The organism is Thalassospira sp. MCCC 1A01148 (assembly GCF_001613795.1).
Lineage (GTDB): Bacteria > Pseudomonadota > Alphaproteobacteria > Rhodospirillales > Thalassospiraceae > Thalassospira.
In genome coordinates, this window is the sequence record NZ_LPVZ01000020.1 from 1,103,210 (window position 1) to 1,128,246 (window position 25,037).

Consider the following 25,037-nt stretch of genomic DNA (forward strand, 5'->3'; position numbering starts at 1 on the left):
TTCGCTTTCATGCATCAATGTGATGAAGGTTGCGGACCCATTGATGATATATCGGCCCACAAAATCAGGAATGCGCATGGCTGCTCGTGCATGCGAAATGAAAGTGTGCGGGCAAACCGGCCTTTAAACGGGATTGGAAACAGATGCGTCCGATCCGGGCCGACACATGATCAATGAGTCCGAACCATGTTTCGCGCGGAGCTTTAGCATGTGCGACGCAAAATGTGGACCCCGATTCTTGCATGGCGGGTTTCCAGGTGTGTTGACGCCGATCCACCTGTAACGCAAAGCGGCGGTGACATTACGGCCACCTCGCCCAGATATTACCCAGCTGACAGTCAGGCTACGTTTTTGCGTATACCGAGTGCCTCAAGCGCTGTGTTTAGCGAGTCTTGCTCAAGCCCGGCATACAGGTCGAGTTCATCACCAACCGGTGCCCCAAGAGAGTCTTCGAATACCTTTTGGTTGGACTGTTCGGAATAGTTTTTCTGCTCGTCACTGCCAAGATTGGACTGGAAAATCCCAGCCGCACTGACCGGCAGGAAATCCTCGTAGATGATTGGATCGGCACGCAGATATCCCTGATCGACCAATGCGTTGATCGACCCCGCCAGATCCTCTTTCTTAGCCGCGTTCAAACCTGCCTTGGTCGGGCTGTAGCGGAAGAAAGCCAGTTTTTCGACACGCAGGGTTTCATAGTCATCCGGGAAGGCGCGAAAGCGTTCAGCCAGTTCGGCTTCATAATCGCGTGCGTTGGAGCCGCCCGCATTGATTTGCACAGCATGGCGAGTCGCGGCCAGCAACGTATCATAAAGCTTGCGCCCCTCGGCGGTCAGGGCGATGCCGCGCTGTTCGATCTCGCCAAACCGGGCGGTATGGGTTCCGACCGTTTCATCACGGCGACCACCGATAAAGTTCACCCGTTCTTCAAGTGCCTTGAAGCTGGTCTGGCGCAACAGGATCGGACAGGACCGTGCAGGTGGCCCTTCAACAATTGCCTTTGGCGTGATGCCACGCTTGGGCATGTTCTGCTGCACGGCATCGATATCCAGGGTGCGCGGTGTCAGGTGGTTGATATGCGGCCCCTTGAAGCAGACCACATCGGCAATCAGGCGATGGGCGTCATGAAGTTTCTGATAGGTTTCAAGCGTTACGGTCGCATCGCTATGCCAACGGAAGGTCTCCAATGCCTCGGCAACGAACTGTTCTGCCTGCGTTCGGGTCAGACCGCCGTTTTTCTCTGCCAGATAAATCAGTTTAATGGCATCCGCGGTGAAGATGTCACGCTGTGCCAGAATGCCTTCGGCTTGGCTTCGCAGATCTTCGTCTTCGATCAGCTCCAGACGCAAAAGAGACGTGAAGACACGGAACGGATTGCGTTTAAGCGCTTCCTCGTCAATCGGGCGAAATGCGGTTGAATGCACCGGCACACCAGCAACAGACAAATCATAATAGCCCACCGGATGCATACCCATAACGGCAAACAAGCGGCGCATGTTAAACAGTTCTTCTGGTTTACCGAGCCGGATCGCACCGTGGCGTTCAAGGTCGATACGCTCAAGCTCGCTGTTATGTGCAAGGCTATCGGCAAGTTCGGTTTCGGCTTCAAGTTTGCTCTGATTGATCTCGGAAACCAGTTCCATCAGCGTGCCGTATTGCGGCACTTCGCTGCGATACAAGTCAGACATCGCGCTTGAAAACATCAAACGGATTTCATCAGGATGGACTAAGGCGTCTGTCGACATGGGGCCTCCAAAAGACGGGATCATAGTGAACCGATGGAATGTCCTTGCCGGGCAGGGTCATTCCCATTCATCATCAGGATGGCAAAATATGGCCCGCTTTCGGGCATGACAAACGACAATTTTGCACGAATTCATTCCGTCAAAGAATGAACGTGAAAACCTCTGAAACGAAGAATGGAAATGGGTCGAGCAGGGTCGATTTCCAGTGGAGCGACAAGAAACCCTAAGAGGCCGTCTCGGTTTCGCTGTCATTCCTGTCAGCAAAAATCGACTTCACACCGATCTCCGGCGGTTGGAATTCCGGCACCAACTGGCTGATCAGCTCCAGCGTTTTTGTCGTGTTACGGTTGGTTGCACTGTCTTCCAATGCATCAAAAACCTGCTTGATCAGGCTGTAATCTACCACACGCGGCGCCGCCAAGAGCACCCCGTCGGTTTCGGTCGGAACAGGCGGTTCTGAGTCATGGAAAAGCTCTTCATAAAGCTTTTCACCCGGACGCAAGCCGGTCACCTTGATTTCCACATCCTTGTCCGGCTGCAAGCCAGACAGCAGGATCATCTGTCGCGCCAGATCAACGATCTTAACCGGGCGGCCCATATCAAGGACGAAAATCTTTCCGCCTTCGGTCACCCCGTGACGTCCGAGTTCCGCTGATTGCAGAACAAGCTCCACCGCCTCGGCAATGGTCATGAAGTATCGGGTAATGCCTTCATGCGTGACAGTCAGCGGTCCGCCCGCCTCAAGCTGGCGCTTGAACAACGGCACCACAGACCCGGTAGAACCCAGAACGTTGCCAAAGCGCACAGTCACAAACCGGGTCGATCCGCGCTGGTCAAGTGGCAAGGTTTCCAGCGCCTGACAATAACATTCCGCCAGGCGTTTTGATGCGCCCATGACGTTGGCCGGGTTCACCGCCTTGTCGGTTGAAATCAGAACCATCGTGCCGACACCGGCCGCACGGCAGGCCTCAGCCACATTCCGTGTGCCCAGCGTATTGGTCAGAATGCCTTCGTTGGGGTTGTGCTCAACCAGCGGCACATGCTTATACGCCGCCGCATGGAACACGATTTCGGGTTTGTAGCGATCAAACACCTGACCGATCCGGGTTTGATCGCGCACATCGCCAAGAATACTGTCGCGCGGAATATCCGGGTGCTTTTCCGCCATTTCCATGTCGATGGCGTAAAGCTGAAACTCCCCGGCATCCAGCAAGGTCAGGCTGCTTGGGTCATAGGATGCGATCTGCCGCACCAGTTCCGAGCCGATTGATCCGCCCGCACCCGTGACCAGCACACGTTTGCCGGAAATCATTTCGCGCACACGATCTCGATCCAGCCGCGCCTGAGGACGGCCCAGCAGATCTTCAATCGCGACCGGGCGAATTTGCAGCGGATCAGCAAGGCCTTCACGCAGATCACCCAGCTTGGGCAAACGCGCCAGCGTCATGCCATAGCGATCAGCGATCTCGACCCAGTTGGCGTTGTCTTCATGGCGAAGCGCATCCCCGCTCAGAACCAGCCGCCGTGGCAAACCGTACCTGCCCTTTTGCAATTTCGAAATTACATCTTCGAGCTGATCAACCGTCGCCAGAACATCAACACCGTGCATGTTACGCCCGACACGCCCCTGAGTCAGGGAAACAATGCCGATCACCTTGAATGGCGTATCAGCAGATCGTTCGGTTTCACGGATAAAGGCCTCGGCCTCATCGCCCGCCCCGATCAACAGAACCGGCAAACGTGACGTCCCTTGGCGCACCAGTGCGCGCGCCGTTGATTTGTCTTTGGCAATCCGATAGGTCAGACGCGACCCACCCAAAAGCGCCATCAGCAAAAACCACTGAATAATCGGCGCCGAACGCGGCATCCAGTCAAGGCGCGTTGTCAGAAACAGAACAAGGAAAAGGACGGCCACCGCAACCGAGACGGCCTTGGCAATCCGGATCACGTCATTCAGCGACGCATAGCGCCAGATCCCGCGATAGAGCCCGAAATACCAGAAGGACACAGCCGCGATCAGCGTAAAGATACCTGCCGAAAACAGGATGTTTTGCGGCGCATAGTAAACCACACCATCCCCGACCCGCAGATACAACGCCAACGGGAATGAGATTGCCGCCATGATGACGTCATGGACAAAGGCGATGTGGCTTCGCTGAAACGATCGCAGCATGCGGTCCCTTACTCGCAGATTTATGTTTTTATAAGGATATACCCGCTTTGCAACTGGCGGATAAGGCTTTCTTTTCGCGCCCTGTCCCGATCAAGTCAAGCAGTGCCCGCATCGGAAGAGTGTTCATCACTCCGCGTTTCCGCGCACAGGCATCCGCACCATCATGCCAACCAGACCAAGCACAACAATCAGTGCTGCAATCACCCGCATCCAGTCCGGCGTATCACTCTGGGCAAAACAGACACCGATCAGAACAAGGTTGCTGATCAGGATCATGACCGACACCCGGGCATGGGAAAAGCCGCGCTGGGCGGCTTTCTGATAGAAGTGTTCACGATGCGCCTGCCAGATTTTCTCGCGCCGCAAGGCACGTTTGATCAGGGTAAATGTTGCATCAAACAGATAATAGGATGGCAAAATCAGCGCGATGGCCCATGCCCCTTCGGATGCGACCTTTAACAACAGCCACCCCAGAATAAAGCCAAGCGGTACCGACCCGACATCACCAAGAAACAATTTCGCAGGATGCCAGTTCCAGATCAGAAACCCGATCATGATCGCAAGAATGCCAAGCCCGATATAACCAAGACCAATGAATTGCGGTAGCGGCACATAAAGCGCGAGCACGAAAATCCCAAGGCCGATTGAACCCGCTTCGACACCGGTAATCCCGTCAATCCCGTCCATGAAATTGAACAGATTAATAAACCAGACCCATGCCAAAACCACCAACACGTGATCCAGCCAGATCGGCACCAGCCCCCCAAGAACCGGTTTATCAAGCGCCAACATGCCAATGATTACGGCGACAAATTGCACAGCAAAACGTTTGGCGGCAGACAGGTCATGACGATCATCAAGCCAACTGAGCAACCCGAGTCCGGCACAGGCCCCCAGCATCAACCAATCCGTGATTTCTGTTACACCGGTAAAGGCAAAAACACCTGCCACCAGCACAATCAAAAGCGGTGTCACAGCAAGCCCGCCACCGCGCGGGGTCGGAACGGCGTGACTGGAACGGTGGTTGGGCATGTCAAGGATTGCCTTGCACCGCAGATAGTTCAGCACCACCCATGTCAGCAACATGGAGCCAACCAGAAAGATGCTTGCAAAGGTCGCAAGTCCTGCAAAAGTCATCGTTGGATCGCCCTTGTCCCTGTCCCCGTCAGATCGATCCGTCTGGATTAGCCGGACCAATTGCCCATCGCAAGGCTTTTCACCCGATCAATGCATCCGGCCAAGCCGCACAAGGCAGCTATGCCGCGCAAAACCATGCTTGATGCTTTACAGTTTGCCATGCTGGGCTTAACTACAGCACATAAACTGAAACCGGAGATATCCTTTGGCAGAACGTCGTTCCCGTCCATCCCAGCGCAATGCCCCCCGCAAACAGGCGGAGGCACCGGATCCGCGCATGCTTGCACTCAAGACCCTGCAGGAACTGCGCGGCGGTGAAGTGACGTTGGACGAGCTTCTGTCAAAGCATGGTTATGGCCTGCCGTCACTTGATCGCAATTTCCTGCGACAGTTGCTTGGCACCACCCTGCGCCATCTGGGCGAAATTGATGCGGTGCTTGCGCCGCGCTATCAGCCGCCACAGGACAGGGTTGCGGCACGTCTGACCAACATCCTGCGTCTGGGTGTCGCACAACTGTTCTTTATGGACACAACAGATTACGGTGCGGTCGATAGCACGGTAAACCTGACCCGCGATGCTGGCCTGCATAAATATGTGAAGCTTGTGAATGCGGTTCTGCGTGGTTTGCAGCGTGACGGCTTTGAATGGCCCGAAGGTGTCGAAGACTGGCAGCTCAACATCCCGGCATGGCTGCGCGGATCCTGGAAAAAGGCCTATGGCGCCGAAATCGCCCAGGGCATCGCCGAATCCTGCCTTGGTCATGCGATGCTGGATCTGTCGATCAAGGATCGCACGCAATCGGCGGAGTGGGCTGAAAAGATGGACGGCATTGTCTTGCCGACCGGGTCGGTACGACTTGAACCGGGTCGACGCATTCGCGATTTGCCGGGTTACAAGTATGGCGACTGGTGGGTGCAGGACGCAGCCGCTGCCATCCCAGCAACCCTGTTTTCGGCCTATCAGGACAAAACCATCTATGACCTGTGCGCCGCACCGGGTGGCAAGACGATGCAGTTGGCATCTCTGGGTGCCAGTGCAATTGCGGTCGATAAATCCGAAGGCCGCCTGAAACGCGTTTTCGAGAACCTTGAACGTGTGTCACTGGGTGCGGCTGTGGTCACTGGCGATGCCACCGATCTGGCACCCGACACACCGCGTGCTGATGCCGTGCTCCTTGATGCGCCCTGTTCGGCCACCGGCACCATTCGCCGCCATCCGGACATTTTGCTGCGCCAGAATGACAAGCTGATGCAATCGCTTCTACCAATCCAAAGCAAACTTCTGCGTCAGGCCGACAAGCTTTTGAATGTCGGGGGCGAATTGATCTATTGCACCTGTTCACTGCAACCCGAAGAGGGCGAGCATCAGGTCAAATCCTTCCTTGCCGATCACCCAAATTATGAACGCAAACCCGTCACTGCGAATGAACTTGGTGGCTGGGACGAGGCGATCAATGACGCCGGTGAATTGCGCATTCTGCCGATTCACATGGCCGATTTTGGCGGCATGGATGGCTTTTTCTGTGCCCGCCTTGTCAAAAAATCCTGATTTTCAGCCACAAGATCATAGTTTGACGCACACAAGGCAGCCATGAGTCCCATTCGGGTGACATGGGGTGCAATCTGGGGTATGAAGGCCGCGAATTGCCCGTATCCCATATCGCTTCAGGACCTGTGACGCATGACCACGTCAGACATTAAAATCGCACCTTCGATCCTTTCGGCCGATTTCGCCCAGCTTGGCGTTGATGTCCGCGCTGTTGACGAAGCGGGTGCTGACTATATCCATATCGATGTGATGGATGGCCACTATGTACCGAACATCACCATTGGCCCGGACGTGGTCAAAGCACTCCGCCCACATAGCGACAAGGTGTTTGACGTGCATCTGATGATCGCGCCGGTCGATCCTTATATCGAGGCATTTGCCAATGCCGGTTCCGATATCATCACCATCCACGCCGAAGCCGGCCCACACCTGCACCGCTCGCTGCAGCTGATCAAGTCGCTGGGCAAAAAGGCTGGTGTCTCGCTCAACCCGTCGACCCCGGAAAGTGTGATTGAATATGTCATGGACATGGTCGACCTGGTTCTGGTCATGACCGTGAACCCGGGCTTTGGCGGCCAGAAATTCATCCCAAGCCAGCTTGAAAAGATCAAGCGGATCCGCAAGATGATCAATGCGACCGGTCGCGATATCGACCTTGAAGTCGATGGCGGCGTAAACCCTGAAATCGCGCCTCAGGTGATCGAAGCCGGTGCGAACGTGCTGGTCGCAGGCTCCGCTACCTTCAAAGGTGGTCCGTCTGAATATGCCAACAACATCAAGGCCATCCGCGGCGCATAATCTGCGACAGCGTTGATCGCCCAAACAAGAAAGGCCGGTGCATATCGCTCCGGCCTTTCTTGTATCTGTCTCAAACCCAGCAATCAGAAATCGATGCAGCGGCCCTTGTTTTCCCAATCGCCAAAGCGGGTCGGCTCCGGACCTTTGGGTCCGCCAATCTCGCGGGCCTTGGCGGCTGCCTCCTTGGCAGCCTTCGCCTCATTCAGGGCGTTGATTGCATCCTGAGACAGCTTGGGCGCTTCTTCTGCACCGGCAATGTCCTCAGACGCCGGATTGGCTTCCGCCTGCGGCTCTGCCTTTTCCTTGGGAACTTCGTGAATGACGGTTTCGCGGAACTTTCCGGCCATTCGGCTTCTCCTGCTTTGGGCATGGCCCTGTAAATCACATTTCCCAAAGAAATAACGTGCGCGACCCATATCGGCAAGTCCACTGACCATCGGGCAAAAGCATGCACAAACCCAAGTGATTTCAGGCCTTTGGAATCAAACAGGGAATCCTGATGTGGCCGCGTGCGAAAATTTGCAAAAAACAGGCTCTTTTCGCGCAGGCTCAAAGCCGCTATTCCAAGCTTACGAGCAAAACAAGGAGAAACCATGCGTCCAATTCCCCAGCGTATCGCCGAAGAACTTTCGGTTCGTCCGGAACAGGTCATTGCCACCGTCGAGATGCTTAATGAAGGCTCCACCGTTCCGTTCATCGCCCGTTACCGCAAGGAAAAGACTGGCGGGCTTGATGACACCCAACTTCGTACGCTGGAAGAACGCCTGCGCTATCTGACAGAGCTTGAAGAACGCCGCGCATCCGTGCTCGAGAGCATCCGCGATCAGGAAAAGCTGACGCCGGAACTCGAAGCCGCGATCAACGAGGCTGATACCAAGACTCGCCTTGAAGACTTGTACCTGCCTTACAAGAAAAAGCGCCGCACCAAAGCCCAGATCGCGCGCGAAGCCGGGCTGGAGCCGCTGGCAGATAGCCTGTTTAATGATCCGACGCTGGATCCGGAAACCGAGGCGGCCAAATTTGTCGATGCCGAAAAAGGCATCGAAGACACCAAGGCCGCCCTTGATGGCGCCCGCCAGATCCTGATGGAACGTTTTGCCGAGGATGCCGACCTTGTCGCCAAACTGCGTGATCATTTATGGAATGAAGGTGAAATCACCGCGTCGGTGATCGAGGGCAAACAGGCCGAAGGTGCCAAGTTCTCAGACTATTTTGAGCATTCCGAAAAAATCAAAACCTGCCCGTCACACCGTGCGCTGGCCCTTTTCCGGGGCCGCAACGAAGACATCCTGCAACTGAAACTGACCCTTGGCAAAGAAGACGAAGACCGTCCGCGCAGCCAGCCAGGCCGCGCCGAAGTCATGATTGCCGCCCATGTCGGTATTGCCGACAAAAGTCGTGCTGCTGACAAATGGCTGATGGATACTGTGCGCTGGACATGGCGCGTCAAACTGTCGCTGTCGATTGAGCTTGATCTGTTTGGCACGTTGCGCGATTCCGCCGAAGAAGGTGCCATCAAGGTGTTTGCCGATAACCTGAAAGACCTGTTGCTGGCGGCCCCTGCCGGGCAAAAGGCGACCATGGGTCTTGATCCGGGTGTACGTACCGGGGTCAAGGTCGCGGTGGTTGATGCCACCGGCAAGCTGGTGGATACCGCAACGGTTTATCCCTTCCAGCCGCGCAATGACGTCGAAGGCGCGATCAACACCATGGCCGCGCTTGCGGCCCGCCATCAGATCGAACTGATCGCGATTGGCAATGGAACCTTTTCACGTGAAACCGACGAGCTTGCCGGTCAGATGCTTAAACGCTTCCCGGCGCTTAAGGCCACCAAGGTGATCGTCAACGAAGCCGGTGCTTCGGTCTATTCCGCATCCCAGTTCGCCGCTGAAGAATTCCCCGACCTTGATGTGTCGCTGCGCGGGGCGGCATCAATTGCGCGCCGCCTGCAGGACCCGCTGGCAGAACTGGTGAAGATCGAGCCGAAATCCATCGGTGTTGGGCAATATCAGCATGATGTATCGGAAACCAAACTGGCCCGTTCGCTTGATGCCGTGGTTGAGGATTGCGTGAACGGTGTGGGTGTTGACCTTAACACCGCCTCCATCCCGCTTCTGACCCGTGTGGCTGGCCTGACCGAGACACTGGCGCGCAATATTGTCGGCTATCGCGACTCCAACGGAGCGTTCCAGTCGCGTGCTGACCTTAAAAAGGTCGAGCGTCTTGGACCAAAGGCCTTCGAGCAATGCGCGGGCTTCTTGCGCATTCGCGGGGCGAATAACCCGCTTGACGCATCGGCCGTGCACCCGGAAGCCTATCCGCTGGTCGAAAAAATCAGTGCCAAGGCCGCCAAGCCGTTGGCAGACCTGATCGGGGATTCGGCCTTTATCAAGACGCTGCGACCTGAAGATTTCGCCGATGACACATTTGGTGTGCCAACCATCCGCGACATCATTGCCGAGCTTGATAAGCCCGGCCGTGACCCGCGCCCGGAATTCAAGACCGCCAAATTCACCAAGGGTGTGAATGAGATCAAGGATCTGCGCACCGGCATGAAGCTTGAAGGCACCGTCACCAACGTCACCAATTTTGGCGCGTTCGTTGATATCGGCGTGCATCAGGATGGTCTGGTTCATATCTCGCAGCTGGCCGACAAGTTCGTCGAGGATCCCCGTCAGGTGGTCAAGGCAGGCCAGATTGTGTCGGTTACTGTCATGGAAGTTGATGCGCCGCGCAAACGTATCGGGCTTTCGATGAAATCCGCACCCGATTACGAAGGCACACGTGAAAAGCGTACAGACAATCGCAGCACGGCCCCACGCGGGGGCAACCGTTCGCAGCATTCATCGGCAAATCTTCCTCAGGGCGGAGCGGGCCGCGGGAATGCGGCTGGCAATTCCGGCGGTGATGGTGGTGCGATGGCTGCGGCCCTTAAAGCTGCGATGGAACGGCGCAAGTAACGACACACGACAAAGAACATCATGTTTGAGAAGGCGGGGTCACATATTGATCCCGCCATTTTCTTTGCACGCCATTCTCACCCGATCAATTGACAGAAAGCGGTTTGAAACCCATGTTGAGCACTCACCAAGGGGAGCCCCGACAGGGGGCTGAGAAACTGCCGCGCAGTGACCCTTTGAACCTGATCCAGTTCATACTGGCGTAGGGACGGTGCGAACGCCGGTTACGACGTTCTCCATCTTTCCGACTTCGAACTGGGTCTCCAACCGCAACGTTTCTGCATTGGAGCCACGACATGACGACCGAAATTTCCCATACCGCGACCGATCTTTTTGAACGCATGCGTGCGACCAATCCGCTTGTTCAATGCATCACCAACTATGTCGCGATGAATTATGCCGCCAATGTTCTGTTGGCGGCGGGTGCCTCGCCCGCGATGGTTCATACACCCGAAGAATCCGGCGAATTTGCCGCGATTGCCGGGGCGCTGACGGTCAATATCGGCACCCTTTCCCCCAGTTGGGTCGAAGGCATGATTGCCGCTGCCAAATCGGCCAATGATGCCGAAAAACCTTGGGTTCTTGATCCGGTCGCGCATTTTGCGACCGGCTATCGCCGGAACGCTTTGGCCGGGCTTTTGAAACTCAACCCCACTGTCATTCGCGGCAACGCTTCGGAAATAATTGCCCTTGGCGGCGGTCAAAGTGCTGGTCAGGGGGTCGATAGTGGCGATCCTGTCGAACAGGCAGAAGATGCCGCACGCAGCCTTGCAAGCAGCCAAGGCTGCGTTGTTGCGGTAACGGGTGCGGTTGATTTCGTGACGGATGGCACGCGTTCGGTGCGCATTGCCGGCGGGTCGGATTTGATGCCAAAAATCACCGCCACGGGGTGCTCGCTGACCGCGCTTGTCGGCGCTTATCTGGCGATTGCACCCGATCAGGCGTTTGACGCCACGGTGGCCGCCCTTGGCAACTTTGCCGTGGCAGGCGAAATCGCGGCCAAGACGTCAAACGGTCCGGCATCCTTTATGACCGCCTTCATCGATGGTCTTCACAATCTTGATGGCGCAACCTATGCCAAAAATCTTCGGATTGATGTGCAATGACGTCATTTGATCTGTCGCTTTATCTGGTGCTTGATCCCGATCTCTGTCGCAGCCATTCGATGGTCGAAACCACGATGGCCGCGATTGCCGGGGGTGCGACCATCGTTCAGCTGCGTGACAAGGAGGCCGGAACAGACGGCCTCATTCGCGCTGGCCGGGAATTGATGCGCGCGATGGAAGGCACCAACGTGCCGCTTATCGTCAATGATGACATCGAAGCAGCCATCGCGATCGGCGCGCATGGGCTACATGTCGGACAGGATGATCTGCCATCACAAATCGCGCGTGATCGCCTTGGCCCGGACAAGATCATCGGCCTTTCGATTGAAAGCGAAGAGGTCGCGCAAAAGGTTGATCGCACCATTGTCGATTATGTCGGCATTGGACCGGTATTCGCGACCCCCACCAAACCCGACCACAAACCCGCCATCGGATTTGACGGGCTGGAAAAGCTGGTCCGGATGGTCGGCCTGCCATCGGTCGCGATTGGCGGGCTTAAGCGTGAACATGTGCTCCCAGCACTTGAAAGCGGTGCAGATGGCGTGGCTGTTGTGTCAGCCATTTGTGGACAACCGGACCCAAAACAGGCCACCGCCCATATCGCGGAAACTCTTAAATCTGCGCGCAATCGTACGAAATAGAGTTTCGCGGATTTACCGGCACCGTTTGCACAACACCATCAGGGCAACGATCCGCGCGCAGAACGCATGGCTGCCGCGCCCAAAGTGCGGTCATCGGCACGGAAATGCCCCATTTGCGCCGTTAATTTTTCGGCTTCGCGGATCAAGTTAGCAGGCATGAACCAAGCACAACCGCGCGAGGAAGCCATGCTTAGATCTCTGCGCAGCAAGCCGGTTGCCATTGCCCTGATTGGTCTTATGACGATCACGACAGCCGCGCTGGCTGCAATAAAATCCGCGCCAAAGCCAACGACTGACAGCGTCACCATCCATTCCGAAATGGCCAAGGGTGAAGTGACACTCAGCCATCAGGAAGACGGCACCATCGCGATCAAACGCGATTGCGTCCGTTTCCCCTGCAAGATTGATATCTCGTCGCTCAAGCGCGGCGAATATGACGTCACCCTGACCAATGGCGATGAAAGCCAGAAGATGATGGGACTCTACAAGGAATAGGCAAACCGCCTGCAGTCCCACGAAGCGTTACAAAACTTTTCGAGAAAATCCGGGAACGTTTCTGGCACAGGATTGTTCATCATATATCGATCTATCTAAACGGTAATGCATCGACGCATTGCATGAACGCCAATACGCGCTAGATAAAAGATCACAGGCAACGCACCTGATGCAGCTGTCGATCGTGCAACAAAGGTTTCCAACATGTTGCGCGGGATTTTCACTTTTATCGAAGGTGCAAAAAGGGATATGTTGCGTTACCGCACAGATTAATAACGAAAGTCGAGGAACTGTATCATGGCACTTGAACTCCCAGCACTTCCGTACGCATACGACGCGCTTGACCCGTATATGTCGGCTGAAACCCTCGAGTTTCACCACGACAAGCACCACAATGCCTATGTCGTAACCGGCAACTCCCTGCTTGAAGGCAGCGGTCTTGAAGGCAAGTCGCTTGAGGAACTCGTCGTTGCCACCTATGGCGACAAGGACAAGGCCAAGCTCTTCAACCAGGTCGGTCAGCACTGGAACCATATCGAGTTCTGGAACATGATGAAGCCGAATGGCGGTGGCAACATCCCGGGCGAACTCGAAAAGAAAATCGTCGAGGACTTCGGTTCGGTTGACGCCTTCAAAGAAGCCTTCACCGCCGCTGGCGTTGGCCAGTTCGGTTCCGGTTGGGCATGGCTGTCAATGGACAAGTCCGGCAAACTGGTTGTTTCGGGCACCCCGAACGCGGAAAACCCGCTGGTTCACGGCATGACCCCGCTTCTGGGTTGCGATGTTTGGGAACACTCCTACTACATTGATTACCGCAACCGTCGCCCGGACTACATCAAGGCGTTCCTGAACGACCTGGTAAACTGGGAATATGTTGCAGAGCGTTTCTCCAAAGCTGGCTAATCAGTCGACGCTTTGAGACTGAATTACAAAAAGCGGCTCCTTCGGGGGCCGCTTTTTTTGTGCGCGCAACACAAACAAAGAAAACCCCGCCAGCGAACCGGCGGGGTTTGGATCTAAACGGATCAGACGCGAGATCAGATATCGAACTTGATGCCCTGAGCCAGCGGCAACTCGCGGGAGTAGTTGATGGTGTTGGTTGCGCGGCGCATGTAGCCTTTCCAGGCATCCGAACCGGACTCACGACCGCCACCGGTTTCTTTCTCACCACCGAAGGCACCACCGATTTCAGCACCGGACGGGCCGATATTGACGTTGGCAATACCGCAATCGGAACCAACCGAGGACAGGAACAGTTCGGTTTCGCGCAGATCGGTCGAGAAGATGCAAGACGATAGACCCTGCGGGACGTCATTCTGAAGCGCGATGGCTTCTTCAAGCGTCTCGTAGGTCATGACATAGAGGATCGGTGCGAAGGTTTCGTGCTTCACGGTATCGGTCTGACCCGGCATTTCAACCACTGACGGGGTGACATAAAACGCGTTCGGATATTCCGATTCCAGGGTGCGTTCGCCACCATGCACGGTACCACCGTCTTTCTTGGCATTCTCAAGCGCAGTCTGCATGTTGGTATAGGCTTCTTCATCGATCAGCGGACCAACAAGGGTGCCATCAGCCAGCGGATCGCCGATCGAAACCGACTTGTAGGCCGCGATGATTTTCGGCAGCAACTGATCCTTGACGTCCTTGTGAACAATCAGGCGACGCAAGCTGGTGCAACGCTGACCACAGGTGCCAACAGCGGAGAACACAACCGCACGCACAGTCATGTCCAGATCGGCCGACGGGGTGACGATCATGGCGTTGTTGCCGCCAAGCTCAAGAATGGTACGGCCAAAGCGTTGGGCAACGCGCGGGGCAACTTCACGGCCCATGCGGGTTGAACCGGTCGCCGAAATCAGCGAAATGTCGCGGCTGTCGGTCATGATTTCACCGATTTCACGATCACCCACAACAACCTGATGCAGGTTGGCCGGCGCATCACCAAACTTGGCAATCGCCTTTTCGAGGATCTTCTGGCAAGCCAAGGCTGTGACCGGGGTTTTTTCCGACGGTTTCCAGATCACGGCGTTACCACACGCCAGTGCAAGGGCTGTGTTCCATGCCCAAGGTGCAACCGGGAAGTTGAACGCGGTGATCAGGCCAGCAACACCCAGCGGATGCCAGTTTTCCATCATTTTGTGGCCCGGACGTTCGGACGCGATGGTCAGGCCATAAAGCTGACGCGACAGGCCAAGGGCAAAGTCGCAGATATCGATCATTTCCTGAACTTCGCCAAGACCTTCCTGATAGATCTTGCCGCATTCAAGCGACACCAGACGGCCCAGCGGTTCCTTGGCCGCACGCAGTTCTTCGCCCAGAAGACGCACCAGTTCGCCACGGCGCGGACCGGGAACCTGACGCCATGCGCCAAATGCCTTTTTGGCATTGCCGATGACATCGGTCATCTCGGCGGCGGTTGTTTCGGTAACACTTGCGAATTCCGAACCGTCAACCGGGGTCTGGACACTGAGCGCGCCGTTGGCAATCTCTGCTTCGGACAGACCAAGTTCGGTCAGAATGGATTTGTAGCTCACAGTAAAACTCCCTTCGTTTTAAACTTTCCGGCGCGGATCACCGGCAAATTCGATCTCTGTTCAATCCTTGATATCGGCTACTTTTGGCAGCAGCTTGGCGATGATGGCAAAGGCCTCGTCAACCTGATCAAACGGAATGGTCAAAGGTGCCAGCAGGCGCACCACATTGGCGTGCTCACCACTTGGCATTAACAATAGCCCGTTTACGCGAGCCAGTTGCAACAAGGTTTGCAGACGTTTGGGTGACGGTTTGCCGTCATCTGCAATCAATTCAAAGGCACGCATTGCGCCAATCCCGCGCATGTTGCCAATCACATGCCCGCCGGGCAGATCGCGCAGCCATGCGATATGGGTGGCGTATTTTTCACCAAGCTGTTTGGCACGGGCGGTAAGCTTGTCGGTTTCCAGAACCTCAAAAACGCCGGTCGCTGCCGCGCACGCCACCGGATTGCCGGAATAAGTACCGCCAAGCCCGCCGGGGGCCAGCGCATTCATGACATCCTCGGCACCAGTGATGGCTGCCAACGGAAAGCCCCCGCCAATGCCCTTGCCCATAACAAGAATATCGGGCGCAACACCGGCATGCTCAATGGCAAACATCTTGCCAGTTCTGGCAAAGCCCGACTGGATTTCATCGGCAATCAGAACCATGCCGTTTTCATCACACAGCCGACGCAGCGCGATCAGAAATTCGCCATCCACAGCACGAAAACCGCCTTCGCCCTGAACAGGTTCAATCACCACAGCCCCGACGGATGCCGGATCGGCGGAAACGGCAAACAGTTTGGCGATAGCGGCCATCGCATCATCAACAGATACAACGGTTTCAGGGCAAGGATATGGCAGATGCCAAACCGGCCCCGGCAATGGGCCAAGCCCGGTTTTATACGGTTTGGTTTTGCCCGTCAGTGCCAGGGTGGCCAAGGTTCGGCCATGAAAGCCACCTTCAAAGGCGATCACGCCGGTGCGGCCGGTAAAGGCGCGCGCAAGCTTAAGCGCATTTTCCATCGCCTCTGCCCCGGAATTGGTCAGCATTGATTTTGCCGGACCTTCAATCGGGCAGTTTGCTGCCAGCCACTCGGCCACCGCGACATAGGGTTCGTGGGGCAACGCGTTATAACAGCTGTGGGTGAAACGTGCGCACTGGTCGGCAACGCGGTCCATCACCACGGGGTTGCGATGCCCGACAGTCAAAACCCCGATCCCACCAATGAAATCGATATAGCGTGTGCCTTCGACATCCCATGCCTCTGCATTCAGCGCACGATCCAGATAGACCGGATGCACATTACGTACGCCGGCAGACACAGACACGGTCGCACGGTCGCGCATCTGCGTGCTGTCTTGGGCTGGTTTGGTGTTTTCGTCACGGGGCATGTGGGGCTGCTCCGACCTTTTTGTTGATGATTTAGATAACGTTCAGTTCAAGCACCGGCGCGTTGTCACGGATGCGCTCATAGCCAAACACCGACAGATCAAGGGTTTCATACCCGTTTGTCGCGATCAGTTCGGCAATGCCACGACCGACCGCCGGGCTTTGTTGCAGGCCATGGCCAGAGAACCCGTTGGCAAAAATAAAGTTTTTAACATCCGTATGGCGGCCCAGAATCGCGTTCTGATCCAGCAGGTTATAGGAATAGTGACCCGCCCAGGCATTGACGACCTTGATGGCCTCGAACCGCTCGCAGCGTTCATACAGACCCGGCCAGATGATGTCTTCAAACAGGCTGTGATCGACATCGAAATCCCAGCATTCCGGATCACGATCCTTGGGCGGGGCAATGCCGGTAATGAAAAACTCACCTTCGGGGCGGACATAAAGACCGCTTGGGTCAATCAGCATCGGGCAGGATGCATTGATGTCTTGCGCATCCCGGCAATCAAACACAAAGATGCAGCGTTTGCGTGGCTCGACCGGAATCTCAAGACCCGCCATCCCGGCGACCTTTGATCCACCCGTGCCCGCTGCATTGACAAGCTGACCACAGCCAAAACGACGACCGTCTTTCAGAACCACACCCGTAACCTGATCGCCATCGCGCAGGACCTCGATGACTTCGCCGTCAATGTAATCAGCACCGCGACGGCGCGCCTGTTTGCGAAATGACTGCATCAGGGAATAAGCATCAAACCAGCCTTCGCCCGTGCGGCCCCAGCAACCGGCCGCCAGATCAGATGTGTTCATCCACGGGTATTTCTGGGCCAAATCATCGGGTTCCATCCAGATGATATCACCGCCAAATTCGGTCTGGGTCGCATGGTTATGACGCAGGATATCGCGGCCCTGATCGGTTGCCAGAATGAGATAGCCCTTTTCATGCAGGGCAATGTCGACTTCCGGGTCAAGGTCGCGGTTCAGATTGCGCAGGAACTGAATGCCATAGGCCGACATTTCAATATTGATCGGGGTCGAGAATTGCTGGCGGATCGACGCAGCTGAAAGGGCTGTCGAACAGAACTCATAGGTCGAGTCCTTTTCAATCACCAGAACCCGGCCCTTGAAGTCATCCCGGCCGGTCAAATGCCATGCGATGGAACTGCCGATAACCGCACCACCGACGATGATCACATCATAATTTTCGTCAACAGAACCCATTGTTGCCTTCTACCCGATGCAGTTTGTTGTCGTCCGGCCCTTGATGGCCCGGTGATTTGCAATGTTGCGCCGGAAACCGTTACCGAATGAAAGGGGGAGCTATCCTTCCAAAACATTCCAAAGTAACAGCATTCCAGCGCAGATGGCTTTCGGCCCAAACGCTTCTTGAGGTGGCGCGAGGGGGCGTAGAACCACTTAAAATCCTATGTCTTGGATGAAAAGCAAACAAACGATATATTCGCACCATATCATTCCGTTTTGTTATGAACTGGTTTTACCATGCGCCGCGTCCTGCCATCCCTTACTGCCCTGCAATTCTTTGAAAGTTCGGCCCGACATCTGTCTTTCACCCGCGCGGCAGAGGAACTTAACGTGACGCAAAGCGCAATCAGCCGTCAGATCCGTGCGCTTGAGGAATATCTGGGACGTGATCTTTTTCGCCGCGTGAAGAAACGCCTGAAACTGACAGCGGCCGGCGAAGCCTATGCCGCACAGGTGCGTGACCTTCTGGACCGGGCAGAGGCCGCCACGCTTCAGGTCATGGCCTATTCCGATGCGGGCGGGATGCTCAATGTCGGAACGCTGCCGACCTTTGGCGCACGCTGGCTTGTGCCGCGTCTTGGTGATTTCAAGGCAACCTGGCCTGACATTCAGCTTAATCTCATTACCCAGACGCGGGAGTTCAATTTCGACCGCGAGGGTATCGATATCGCCATTCACTTTGGTGAAGACAACCTGCCGGGCTGCGTGACCCACCGTTTGATGGGGGAAACCCTGATTGCGGTCTGTGCGCCCAAGCTGCTTAAGGAAAATGACGATCTGCCGATTGCCCGCGAACGCGTGCGCAATTGCACCCTGTTGCAGCATTCCACCCGTCCACGCGCCTGGCAGGACTGGCTTGCGGCCACCGGCGTTGCCGTGGTCGATGAACTGGCTGGCCCCCGGTTTGAGCATTTTCATATGGTCATTCAGGCCGCTGTCGCAGGCCTTGGGCTGGCACTTTTGCCGGAATTTCTGGTGCGTGAAGAACTTGAAAGCGGGCGCCTGGTCGCACCGTTTGATGTATCGATCCCCAACCAGCATGCCTATTACGTGGTTTATCCCAAGGAAAAGGAAAACAACTTTGCGGTCCGCGCATTTCGCGACTGGCTGATTGCAACGTGCCGCACCGAACAGGATGATCGTGCCATACCGTCGGGCACCGCCGTCTGATATCCGCCGGAAGTCAGGCGGATTGACTGATCAAAACGACTCCGCCCGCCGGGTCATTAATTGACCGGATCCGGCTTTTGAAAACTGATGACAGTAATTCCGGTCTCATGACGTCTGATACCGATCCCTGCGCGACGACTTCGCCTGCACTAAGGACAGCGACCTGATCGGCATAGCTCAGGACCTGATTGAAGTCATGCAGGATCATCAGAACGCCAACACCGCATTCCTTCGCCTCGCGCCGGGCAAGGGACAAGACCGCATGTTGATGCGCCACATCAAGACCAGCCGTCGGCTCATCCAGCAACAAGAACCGCGCAGCAGATATGGAGCCATCGCTTGCCACGTGCGTCTGGTTGGCATCCTTCATCCCCCAAAGCTGAACCAGCGCACGCGCCAGATGGACGCGCTGTTTTTCCCCACCTGACAGGGCGGGATAGGCTCGATCCGCCAGGTGGGTGATATCGGCAAGCTTGATCGCACGAATAACTTGTTTCTGATCAAACTGGCGCGTTGAAAGCTTGCGATACGGGGCACGGCCCAGTGCGACAACATCAAACACGGTGAACGGAAAAGTCATCGAGGCCGCCTGTGGCATCACCGCGCGTTCCTGCGCCAAATCAAGGGCCGAAATGGTCGAAAGGGGTCGGCCATTCTGAAACACCTTGCCGCCACTTGGCGCAAGTTCACCCGCCAAAACCTTCAGCAAGGTGGATTTGCCCGCCCCGTTCGGACCAAGAATGGCAAGAACCTCACCCGGCTCGACGGCAATGGATACATCGCGCAGCAGGTAACGCCCGCGCGCCTTGAAATCAGCCTTGTGCGCCATCAGGGTCATAGGCGACGCCTTTTCTTTTCAACGATCAATAACCCCAGGAAAAACGGGCCACCGACAATACCGGTGACAAGCCCGATGGGCAGTTCTGCCGGAAGGACGATGATGCGCGCCATCGCGTCTGCGGCAGTCAGAATGATCGCCCCGCCCATCGCCGATGCCGGAAGGACATAACGGTTATCCGGGCCGGTTGCCAGACGCACCAGATGCGGTGCCACCAACCCGACAAACCCGATAATCCCGGAAACCGCCACCGCCGCCCCGACGACAAGGGCCGTGATCACCGTGGCGCGACGTTTCAGATGTTCGACCTCAACCCCCAGATGGCGCGCTTCGGCCTCGCCCAGCAAAAATAGATTAAGCGGGGTTCCAAGCCGGATCAGATAGGTGATCCCAAGTACCATCAAGATGAGTGCGGGCAGATCAGTCGCACCGTTGCCCGAAAGTGCGCCCATCTGCCAGAAGGTCAGGCTGCGCAACTGGGCATCGTCGGCCATATAGGTAAAGACACCCACACCGGCAAAGGCAATGGCATTGATCGCAACACCGATCAGCAACATGATTGCCGCATCGGTCCGGCCATCCTGACGTGACAGAATGCTGATCACGACAGTCGCCAAAACCGCACCGCCAAAGGCCGCGACCGGCACTCCATAGGGCCCGAAAGCCGCGTAATAGCCACCAAGTATCAGGTGGCCTGCCACAATCATGCTAACCGCACCAAGGGCGGCACTGGCCGAAACACCGATAATCCCGGGATCGGCAATCGGATTGCGAAACAGGCTTTGCATCACTGCCCCGGCAAGCCCGAGGCCCGCGCCAATAATGATCGCACGCATGATCCGTGGCAAACGCAGGCTATCAAGAATGCGGGCATCAAAGGCGTCAATGCCGACATTGATGATGCCGATGCGTTGCCCAAGATGGACAAACACATCCCTGACCGAAATCTCTACCCCGCCCATGCCAAGTGACATTACGGTGGCAGCACAGAGCCCAATCATCAAAAGCACCAGAAACAGCACCGATCGGTTGACCGGCAGCTGCATCTGTAATGCGGTGACCATTTTTTTCACAGTGATCACGACCCCTGTTCGATGGCCCGAAGATGGGCCGCAAGATCACGGATTTCTTTGGCCGATGACGGACCAAAACCAAGAATGGTCGATGCAGAAATGGTAAGCACCCGACCATTCGCCACGGCCTTGTTCAGGCCAAGGACCGGATGGGCCTGAAGGCCATCAAGCCCGCCCAGCTGATCAATCGTCGACTGGGTTACCAACACATAATCGGATGCGTCCGATGCAATCACCTCGGGCGAGACGGGTTTGAAACCATCAAAGCCCGCCATGCTGTTCACCCCGCCGATCATGGTGATGATTTCATCCGCCGTGGTTTCCTGGCCCGCCGACATCGGTTTGCCATGACCAACCGCCATCAGGAACACGATACTTGGGCGATCAGCGCTGTTATTACCCTGCAGTTGCGCAAGGTCATCCTGCACGCGATCAGAAAGGGCTTTTGCCGTATCAACCTTACTCAGGGCATCTCCCGCCATCACAATGGCACCCGGCAGGTTTTCCATCTTTGCCAGCGACGGCAGGATCACAATCGGAATGCCGAGATCACTCAGTTCGCCGAGCACAACATCCGGCCCTGATTTCTCAACCGCGACAATCAAATCAGGGTTCAGGCCGATAATGCCCTCGGATGCCAGATTGCGCATATAACCCACTTTTGGCAGATCAGGCACCGGATCGGGCCGGGTACTTGTGGTATCGGTCGCAATCACACTATCGCCAGCGCCAAGGGCAAAAACAATCTCGGTTGCTGGCGCGCCGACGGTGATCACACGTTTGGGCGCACCATCGGCAAATGCGGGCACGCACAGCCCGAAGACCGCGATGATGCTCAGGATAAATCCGGTGAAATGACGCATGGCCTGGTTACTCCGCCACTGCTGCCATGGTGTTTTCCAGACGCGGCAGGCTTTCGGCCAGTTTCTGCCAATCCGGGTTTTCCGGGTCCTTGCGTTTGCGCTCGCCACAGAAGATCGCGAAATTGTTCAAATCGCGGTCATACAGTTCGATGGTGGTCACCATCCCCTCGCGGATCGGTTTGCGTACAATCCATGCTTCGAAAATCTGATCCATACGCAGATGCAGGGTAAAGGTCGGGTCCATGATGTTGATCCACTCACCCATTTCGCGAATGGTCTTGATCGGACCGGTATGGATCTGAATGGCACCGCTATTGCCAACAAATACCATGATCGAAATGCCACTTTCCGATGCCTTTTCAAGCAGGACCTTCAACGCATCGCTACTTAACCGTTCGGCAAACTCCGGGCCCGCCAGACGCATGCCTTGCTGACGGCCAACATTAAAGTCCTTGAGCATCCCGTGATATTGATGGACGTCCGTCATGCGGCGCCAATGCGCACGAAGGTTTTCAACATCAACTTCCTGATCAGCAAGTGTCACGGCTTTGGGTAGCGGCGGCAGGACCTCGATCCCCGGCAACTGGTTATCAGCCTTGAAATCGCTAATCAGTTTGTCATAGGCGGCTTCATCGGACTGATCCGTCAGGAAAATCTTGTGAACGGCGCGCCCGTCATGGTCGAAAATCTGGAAACTGCGGCGACGCCCGGCACGCGGGTTGTCGGTTTCAACCGCAAACGCATGGCCCCAATGGCCAAGAAACAGGCGCAAGTCAACATCATGATTAAGCACCAGACCCATCTCGCCATTGATGCTGATCTTGCCAAAAGTCCCGATCTTTTCGTGCACGACACTGGGATTGCGTGTCAGGATCTTGACCTGCCCCAGTTCTTCCAGACGGGGTATGAAATCACCCCAATCGGCATCAAACCGCACAACGTTGGTGCCGATGCCAGCGGCAACCAGCTCACCCTCGCTTAAGCCCAGTTCGGCGGCGATATCAACAGCATATCCCTTGGCCTCACCCGCAGCAAAGGCGGTCCAGGCTTCGGTGGCAGTCGTGAAATTGTTTGAATTGTTATCGGTCATGGCGTTTTGTCCTCCGTACAGAACGGACGGCGCGCGGTAACGCACCGTCCGACCCGGTTTAGAATTTCATGCTTGCGGAAATTTTGAAGTTGCGACCCGGCTCATAGATGATCGCGTCACTGGTGCGGTAGGTCTGATCAAGCAGGTTGTCGATGCCGGCATTGACCTGCAGGCCGTCGACATGGTCGCTGGCATCCCAACGCGCAAAAAGATCAAGACGGGTATAGCCGCCCCGGTTTGCCGTATCGTCCGGAACGCGATCCTGTTCGGCGACCATGATGGCGCGCCCGCCAAGTTCCAGCCCGTAATCCATCAGGCGATAGCCACCCGACAGGCTCAGCTTGTCGCCCTGGATGTTGGACAGGTTTTCACCAGTCTCGCTATTCTCACCGCGCAAAACCGACATCGCAACACTGCTAAACAGCAAACCGGTGTCATAGTTGACTTCGGCTTCGAAACCCTTGATTTCCGCCTCTGGCAGGTTGCTGCTGGTCGTGGTTCCATTGAAACCACCGCTCACACTTTGTTCGATGTAGTCGGTGATCTCATTTTGGAAGACAGCAACCTTGGCCCGAAGACTGTCACGGCTGGTAAACAGCTGATCGGCCTTGAAATTCGCACCAAGTTCCCACGTTTTGGCTTTCTCGGCTTCAAGATTGGGGTTGGGAACGAACTGGTTGTTCCCAAAATGGGTACCATCGTTATAAAGCTGTGTCAGGGACGGGGCATTAAAGGCTTCGGCATAGCTGACATAAGGCTGCAGCCAGGGTGCCACGCGATAGGCCACCGAAAAACGCGGTGAAATCGCATCATCCGAGCGATCCGATTGGCCTGAGGCTGATTGATCAAACGAGTCATATCGAATGCCAGCTGTAAGCTCCAGATTCTCCATCAGGGTCAGCCGGTTATCCAGATAGACACCGGTGATCAGCATATCAGCATCCGGGAACAGACCCGGGGTCGGTTCGCCATTACGACGGCCTTCCTGCGTATCTTCGAAGACCTCACCGCCCAGGGTTACTGCCAGTTCATTATCGCCGAAGGCAAAGCGGGAGGTATTGGCACCCTCCATACCAAGGGTCTCAAGCTTGCGTTCATCATGACGACCATCGGTTATGCGTTTTTCATCCAGATTGGTGCGCATGCCATAAACGGTGCCACTCGCATCAATCAGGTCATTTTTCGGGCTGAAATATTCAGCGCCAAACACGCCGGTAAGCTGTTCGGTTTCACGATCAACGATGTTTGAAAGGCTTGCACCATCCGGTGCAGCAGGGAGACGGTGATCATCGCTGTAACGTTGCACGGTCAGATGCATACGACCGGTGTCGCTAAAGTCGATCCCGCCCTTGAACAGACCATTGATATAGTCGTCATCGGTGTAGGGTTCTTTTTCACCGCTACCGTTTTCATAGCTGCCGCCGCTTTTTCGCGTAATGCCAACCAGCACATCGCTGTTTTCGGTCGGTCGGCCATAAGCGGTGCTGTTCAGGGTAAGTTTGTGATCGACAGAGGCATAGCCAGTCTTGATACGCGCGCCGATGCGATCATCACCTTCAAGCAGGTCCGTGGCATCAAGAGTCTGAAGCGTCACAGCCCCACCAAGCGCGCCCGTGCCCTGCATGGTAGATGCCGAACCGCGATACACCTCGACCGATTTCAACATTTCCGGGTCAATGAAGATCCCGCCCTTGTGGCCATTGCGCAGGTTGGCACGCGCACCGTCGATCCGGACGACAACACGGTCATCTGTCAGGCCGCGAATGGTCGGGATTTGTACCGAGCTGCGCGGCCCGCCAGAGGTTTCAACACCGGGCAAGCTATTGAGGATGTCGCCCAAACCATCTGGCTGAAAGCGATCAAGGTCCTGCTCATTAACGATGGAGACTGATGCAGGCGTATCGATTGCCGTTGTTTTCAGCTTGCTGGCGGTAACGGTAACCGTATCAAGAACAACCGCCGTTTCGACAGTCGTCGCATTCCGGGTTGGGGCAGTCTGGGTGTTGGTCGCGGGCTCGGATGCAGAATCCTGAGCGTGGGCCGCAACACTAAGCGCAAGTGTGGAAACTGTCGCCAGAAGAAGGCGCACAGAAGTGGTTCGAACCATAATGATTCCCCTGTTAGGCAGCTGTAGCTTTGTACCGATTTCGGCTGGCTGGCTGGCTTGTGCAGGGCACTGGCGCGCTGGCTGGCAAATGGTGTGTGTAAGGTGGCGAAAGAACGC

20 protein-coding genes and 1 riboswitch are annotated in these 25,037 nt (G+C 55.9%); of the genes, 8 read left to right on the plus strand and 12 right to left on the minus strand.

The features are described 5' to 3' along the window. Positions 1–338: 338 nt before the first annotated feature. The 3 genes from AUQ43_RS14490 to AUQ43_RS14500 all read right to left on the minus strand — a co-directional run bounded on the left by AUQ43_RS14490 (position 339) and on the right by AUQ43_RS14500 (position 5,055). Positions 339–1,745: a VOC family protein gene (locus AUQ43_RS14490; protein ID WP_198157172.1), complete on the minus strand. Its 1,407-nt coding sequence runs from the start codon at positions 1,743–1,745 to the stop codon at positions 339–341. Positions 1,746–1,968: 223 nt separating this feature from the next. Further along, on the minus strand, positions 1,969–3,918 hold the full coding sequence (locus AUQ43_RS14495) for a nucleoside-diphosphate sugar epimerase/dehydratase (protein WP_062956916.1): 1,950 nt from the start codon (positions 3,916–3,918) through the stop codon (positions 1,969–1,971). 126 nt (positions 3,919–4,044) lie between these two features. Further along, entirely contained in the window at positions 4,045–5,055 is a 1,011-nt protein-coding gene (locus tag AUQ43_RS14500) for a glycosyltransferase family 4 protein (protein ID WP_062956917.1), read from the minus strand. Between the two features lie 205 nt (positions 5,056–5,260). On the opposite strand from AUQ43_RS14500, the gene AUQ43_RS14505 reads away from it, so the two are divergent. Together AUQ43_RS14505 and rpe are read left to right on the plus strand one after the other, a co-directional pair. Beyond that, positions 5,261–6,604, plus strand: a complete 1,344-nt coding sequence (locus AUQ43_RS14505; RefSeq protein ID WP_062956918.1) for an RsmB/NOP family class I SAM-dependent RNA methyltransferase — start codon at positions 5,261–5,263, stop codon at positions 6,602–6,604. Between the two features lie 132 nt (positions 6,605–6,736). Further along, the gene (rpe, locus tag AUQ43_RS14510; protein ID WP_062956919.1) at positions 6,737–7,402 is read left to right on the plus strand and encodes a ribulose-phosphate 3-epimerase; all 666 of its coding nucleotides are present in this window, start codon (positions 6,737–6,739) and stop codon (positions 7,400–7,402) included. An 83-nt stretch (positions 7,403–7,485) separates the two neighbouring features. Here rpe and AUQ43_RS14515 read toward each other — a convergent pair whose 3' ends face one another. After that, a complete protein-coding gene (locus tag AUQ43_RS14515) occupies positions 7,486–7,749 on the minus strand; it encodes a DUF1674 domain-containing protein (protein WP_062956920.1) in 264 nt (87 codons plus the stop codon). 246 nt (positions 7,750–7,995) lie between these two features. Here AUQ43_RS14515 and AUQ43_RS14520 point away from each other — a divergent pair, with 246 nt between their 5' ends. From AUQ43_RS14520 to AUQ43_RS14540, 5 genes are all read left to right on the plus strand, one after another. Beyond that, a complete protein-coding gene (locus AUQ43_RS14520; protein WP_062956921.1) occupies positions 7,996–10,362 on the plus strand; it encodes a Tex family protein in 2,367 nt (788 codons plus the stop codon). A gap of 120 nt (positions 10,363–10,482) precedes the next feature. Continuing rightward, positions 10,483–10,588: riboswitch (TPP riboswitch) on the plus strand. A 70-nt stretch (positions 10,589–10,658) separates the two neighbouring features. Then, positions 10,659–11,468 carry a hydroxyethylthiazole kinase gene (gene thiM / locus AUQ43_RS14525; RefSeq protein ID WP_062956922.1) on the plus strand — a complete coding sequence of 270 codons (810 nt, stop codon included), beginning with the start codon at positions 10,659–10,661 and terminating at the stop codon, positions 11,466–11,468. Next, the gene (thiE, locus tag AUQ43_RS14530; RefSeq protein ID WP_062956923.1) at positions 11,465–12,109 is read left to right on the plus strand and encodes a thiamine phosphate synthase; all 645 of its coding nucleotides are present in this window, start codon (positions 11,465–11,467) and stop codon (positions 12,107–12,109) included. The genes thiM and thiE overlap by 4 nt, the downstream gene beginning before the upstream one ends. A gap of 156 nt (positions 12,110–12,265) precedes the next feature. Then, positions 12,266–12,604, plus strand: coding sequence for a hypothetical protein (locus AUQ43_RS14535; protein WP_232310690.1), 339 nt, complete (start codon positions 12,266–12,268; stop codon positions 12,602–12,604). 297 nt (positions 12,605–12,901) lie between these two features. Beyond that, positions 12,902–13,507 (plus strand): superoxide dismutase, encoded by a 606-nt coding sequence (locus AUQ43_RS14540; protein ID WP_062956924.1) that lies wholly within the window; start codon positions 12,902–12,904, stop codon positions 13,505–13,507. A gap of 134 nt (positions 13,508–13,641) precedes the next feature. On the opposite strand, the gene AUQ43_RS14545 is transcribed toward AUQ43_RS14540, so the two are convergent. Genes AUQ43_RS14545 through AUQ43_RS14555 form a run of 3 tightly spaced genes read right to left on the minus strand, consistent with a single transcriptional unit; the run spans position 13,642 to position 17,737 of the window. Beyond that, positions 13,642–15,141 carry an aldehyde dehydrogenase family protein gene (locus AUQ43_RS14545; protein WP_062956925.1) on the minus strand — a complete coding sequence of 500 codons (1,500 nt, stop codon included), beginning with the start codon at positions 15,139–15,141 and terminating at the stop codon, positions 13,642–13,644. 60 nt (positions 15,142–15,201) lie between these two features. Continuing rightward, complete coding sequence (locus AUQ43_RS14550) at positions 15,202–16,518, minus strand: aspartate aminotransferase family protein (protein ID WP_084272114.1); 1,317 nt, start codon at positions 16,516–16,518, stop codon at positions 15,202–15,204. A gap of 31 nt (positions 16,519–16,549) precedes the next feature. Then, positions 16,550–17,737 (minus strand): FAD-binding oxidoreductase, encoded by a 1,188-nt coding sequence (locus AUQ43_RS14555; RefSeq protein ID WP_062956926.1) that lies wholly within the window; start codon positions 17,735–17,737, stop codon positions 16,550–16,552. A gap of 279 nt (positions 17,738–18,016) precedes the next feature. On the opposite strand from AUQ43_RS14555, the gene gcvA reads away from it, so the two are divergent. After that, positions 18,017–18,949, plus strand: a complete 933-nt coding sequence (gcvA, locus tag AUQ43_RS14560) for a transcriptional regulator GcvA (RefSeq protein WP_062956927.1) — start codon at positions 18,017–18,019, stop codon at positions 18,947–18,949. A 13-nt stretch (positions 18,950–18,962) separates the two neighbouring features. Here gcvA and AUQ43_RS14565 read toward each other — a convergent pair whose 3' ends face one another. Genes AUQ43_RS14565 through AUQ43_RS14585 form a run of 5 tightly spaced genes read right to left on the minus strand, consistent with a single transcriptional unit; the run spans position 18,963 to position 24,920 of the window. Continuing rightward, positions 18,963–19,787, minus strand: a complete 825-nt coding sequence (locus AUQ43_RS14565; RefSeq protein ID WP_062956928.1) for a heme ABC transporter ATP-binding protein — start codon at positions 19,785–19,787, stop codon at positions 18,963–18,965. Further along, positions 19,784–20,851, minus strand: coding sequence for an iron ABC transporter permease (locus tag AUQ43_RS14570; RefSeq protein ID WP_232310691.1), 1,068 nt, complete (start codon positions 20,849–20,851; stop codon positions 19,784–19,786). Before AUQ43_RS14570 ends, AUQ43_RS14565 begins: the two co-directional genes overlap by 4 nt. A 14-nt stretch (positions 20,852–20,865) precedes the next feature. Then, entirely contained in the window at positions 20,866–21,723 is an 858-nt protein-coding gene (locus tag AUQ43_RS14575; protein WP_062956929.1) for a hemin ABC transporter substrate-binding protein, read from the minus strand. Between the two features lie 7 nt (positions 21,724–21,730). Then, a complete protein-coding gene (locus tag AUQ43_RS14580; protein ID WP_062956930.1) occupies positions 21,731–22,813 on the minus strand; it encodes a hemin-degrading factor in 1,083 nt (360 codons plus the stop codon). 58 nt (positions 22,814–22,871) lie between these two features. After that, positions 22,872–24,920 (minus strand): TonB-dependent hemoglobin/transferrin/lactoferrin family receptor, encoded by a 2,049-nt coding sequence (locus AUQ43_RS14585; RefSeq protein ID WP_062956931.1) that lies wholly within the window; start codon positions 24,918–24,920, stop codon positions 22,872–22,874. Positions 24,921–25,037: the final 117 nt, after the last annotated feature.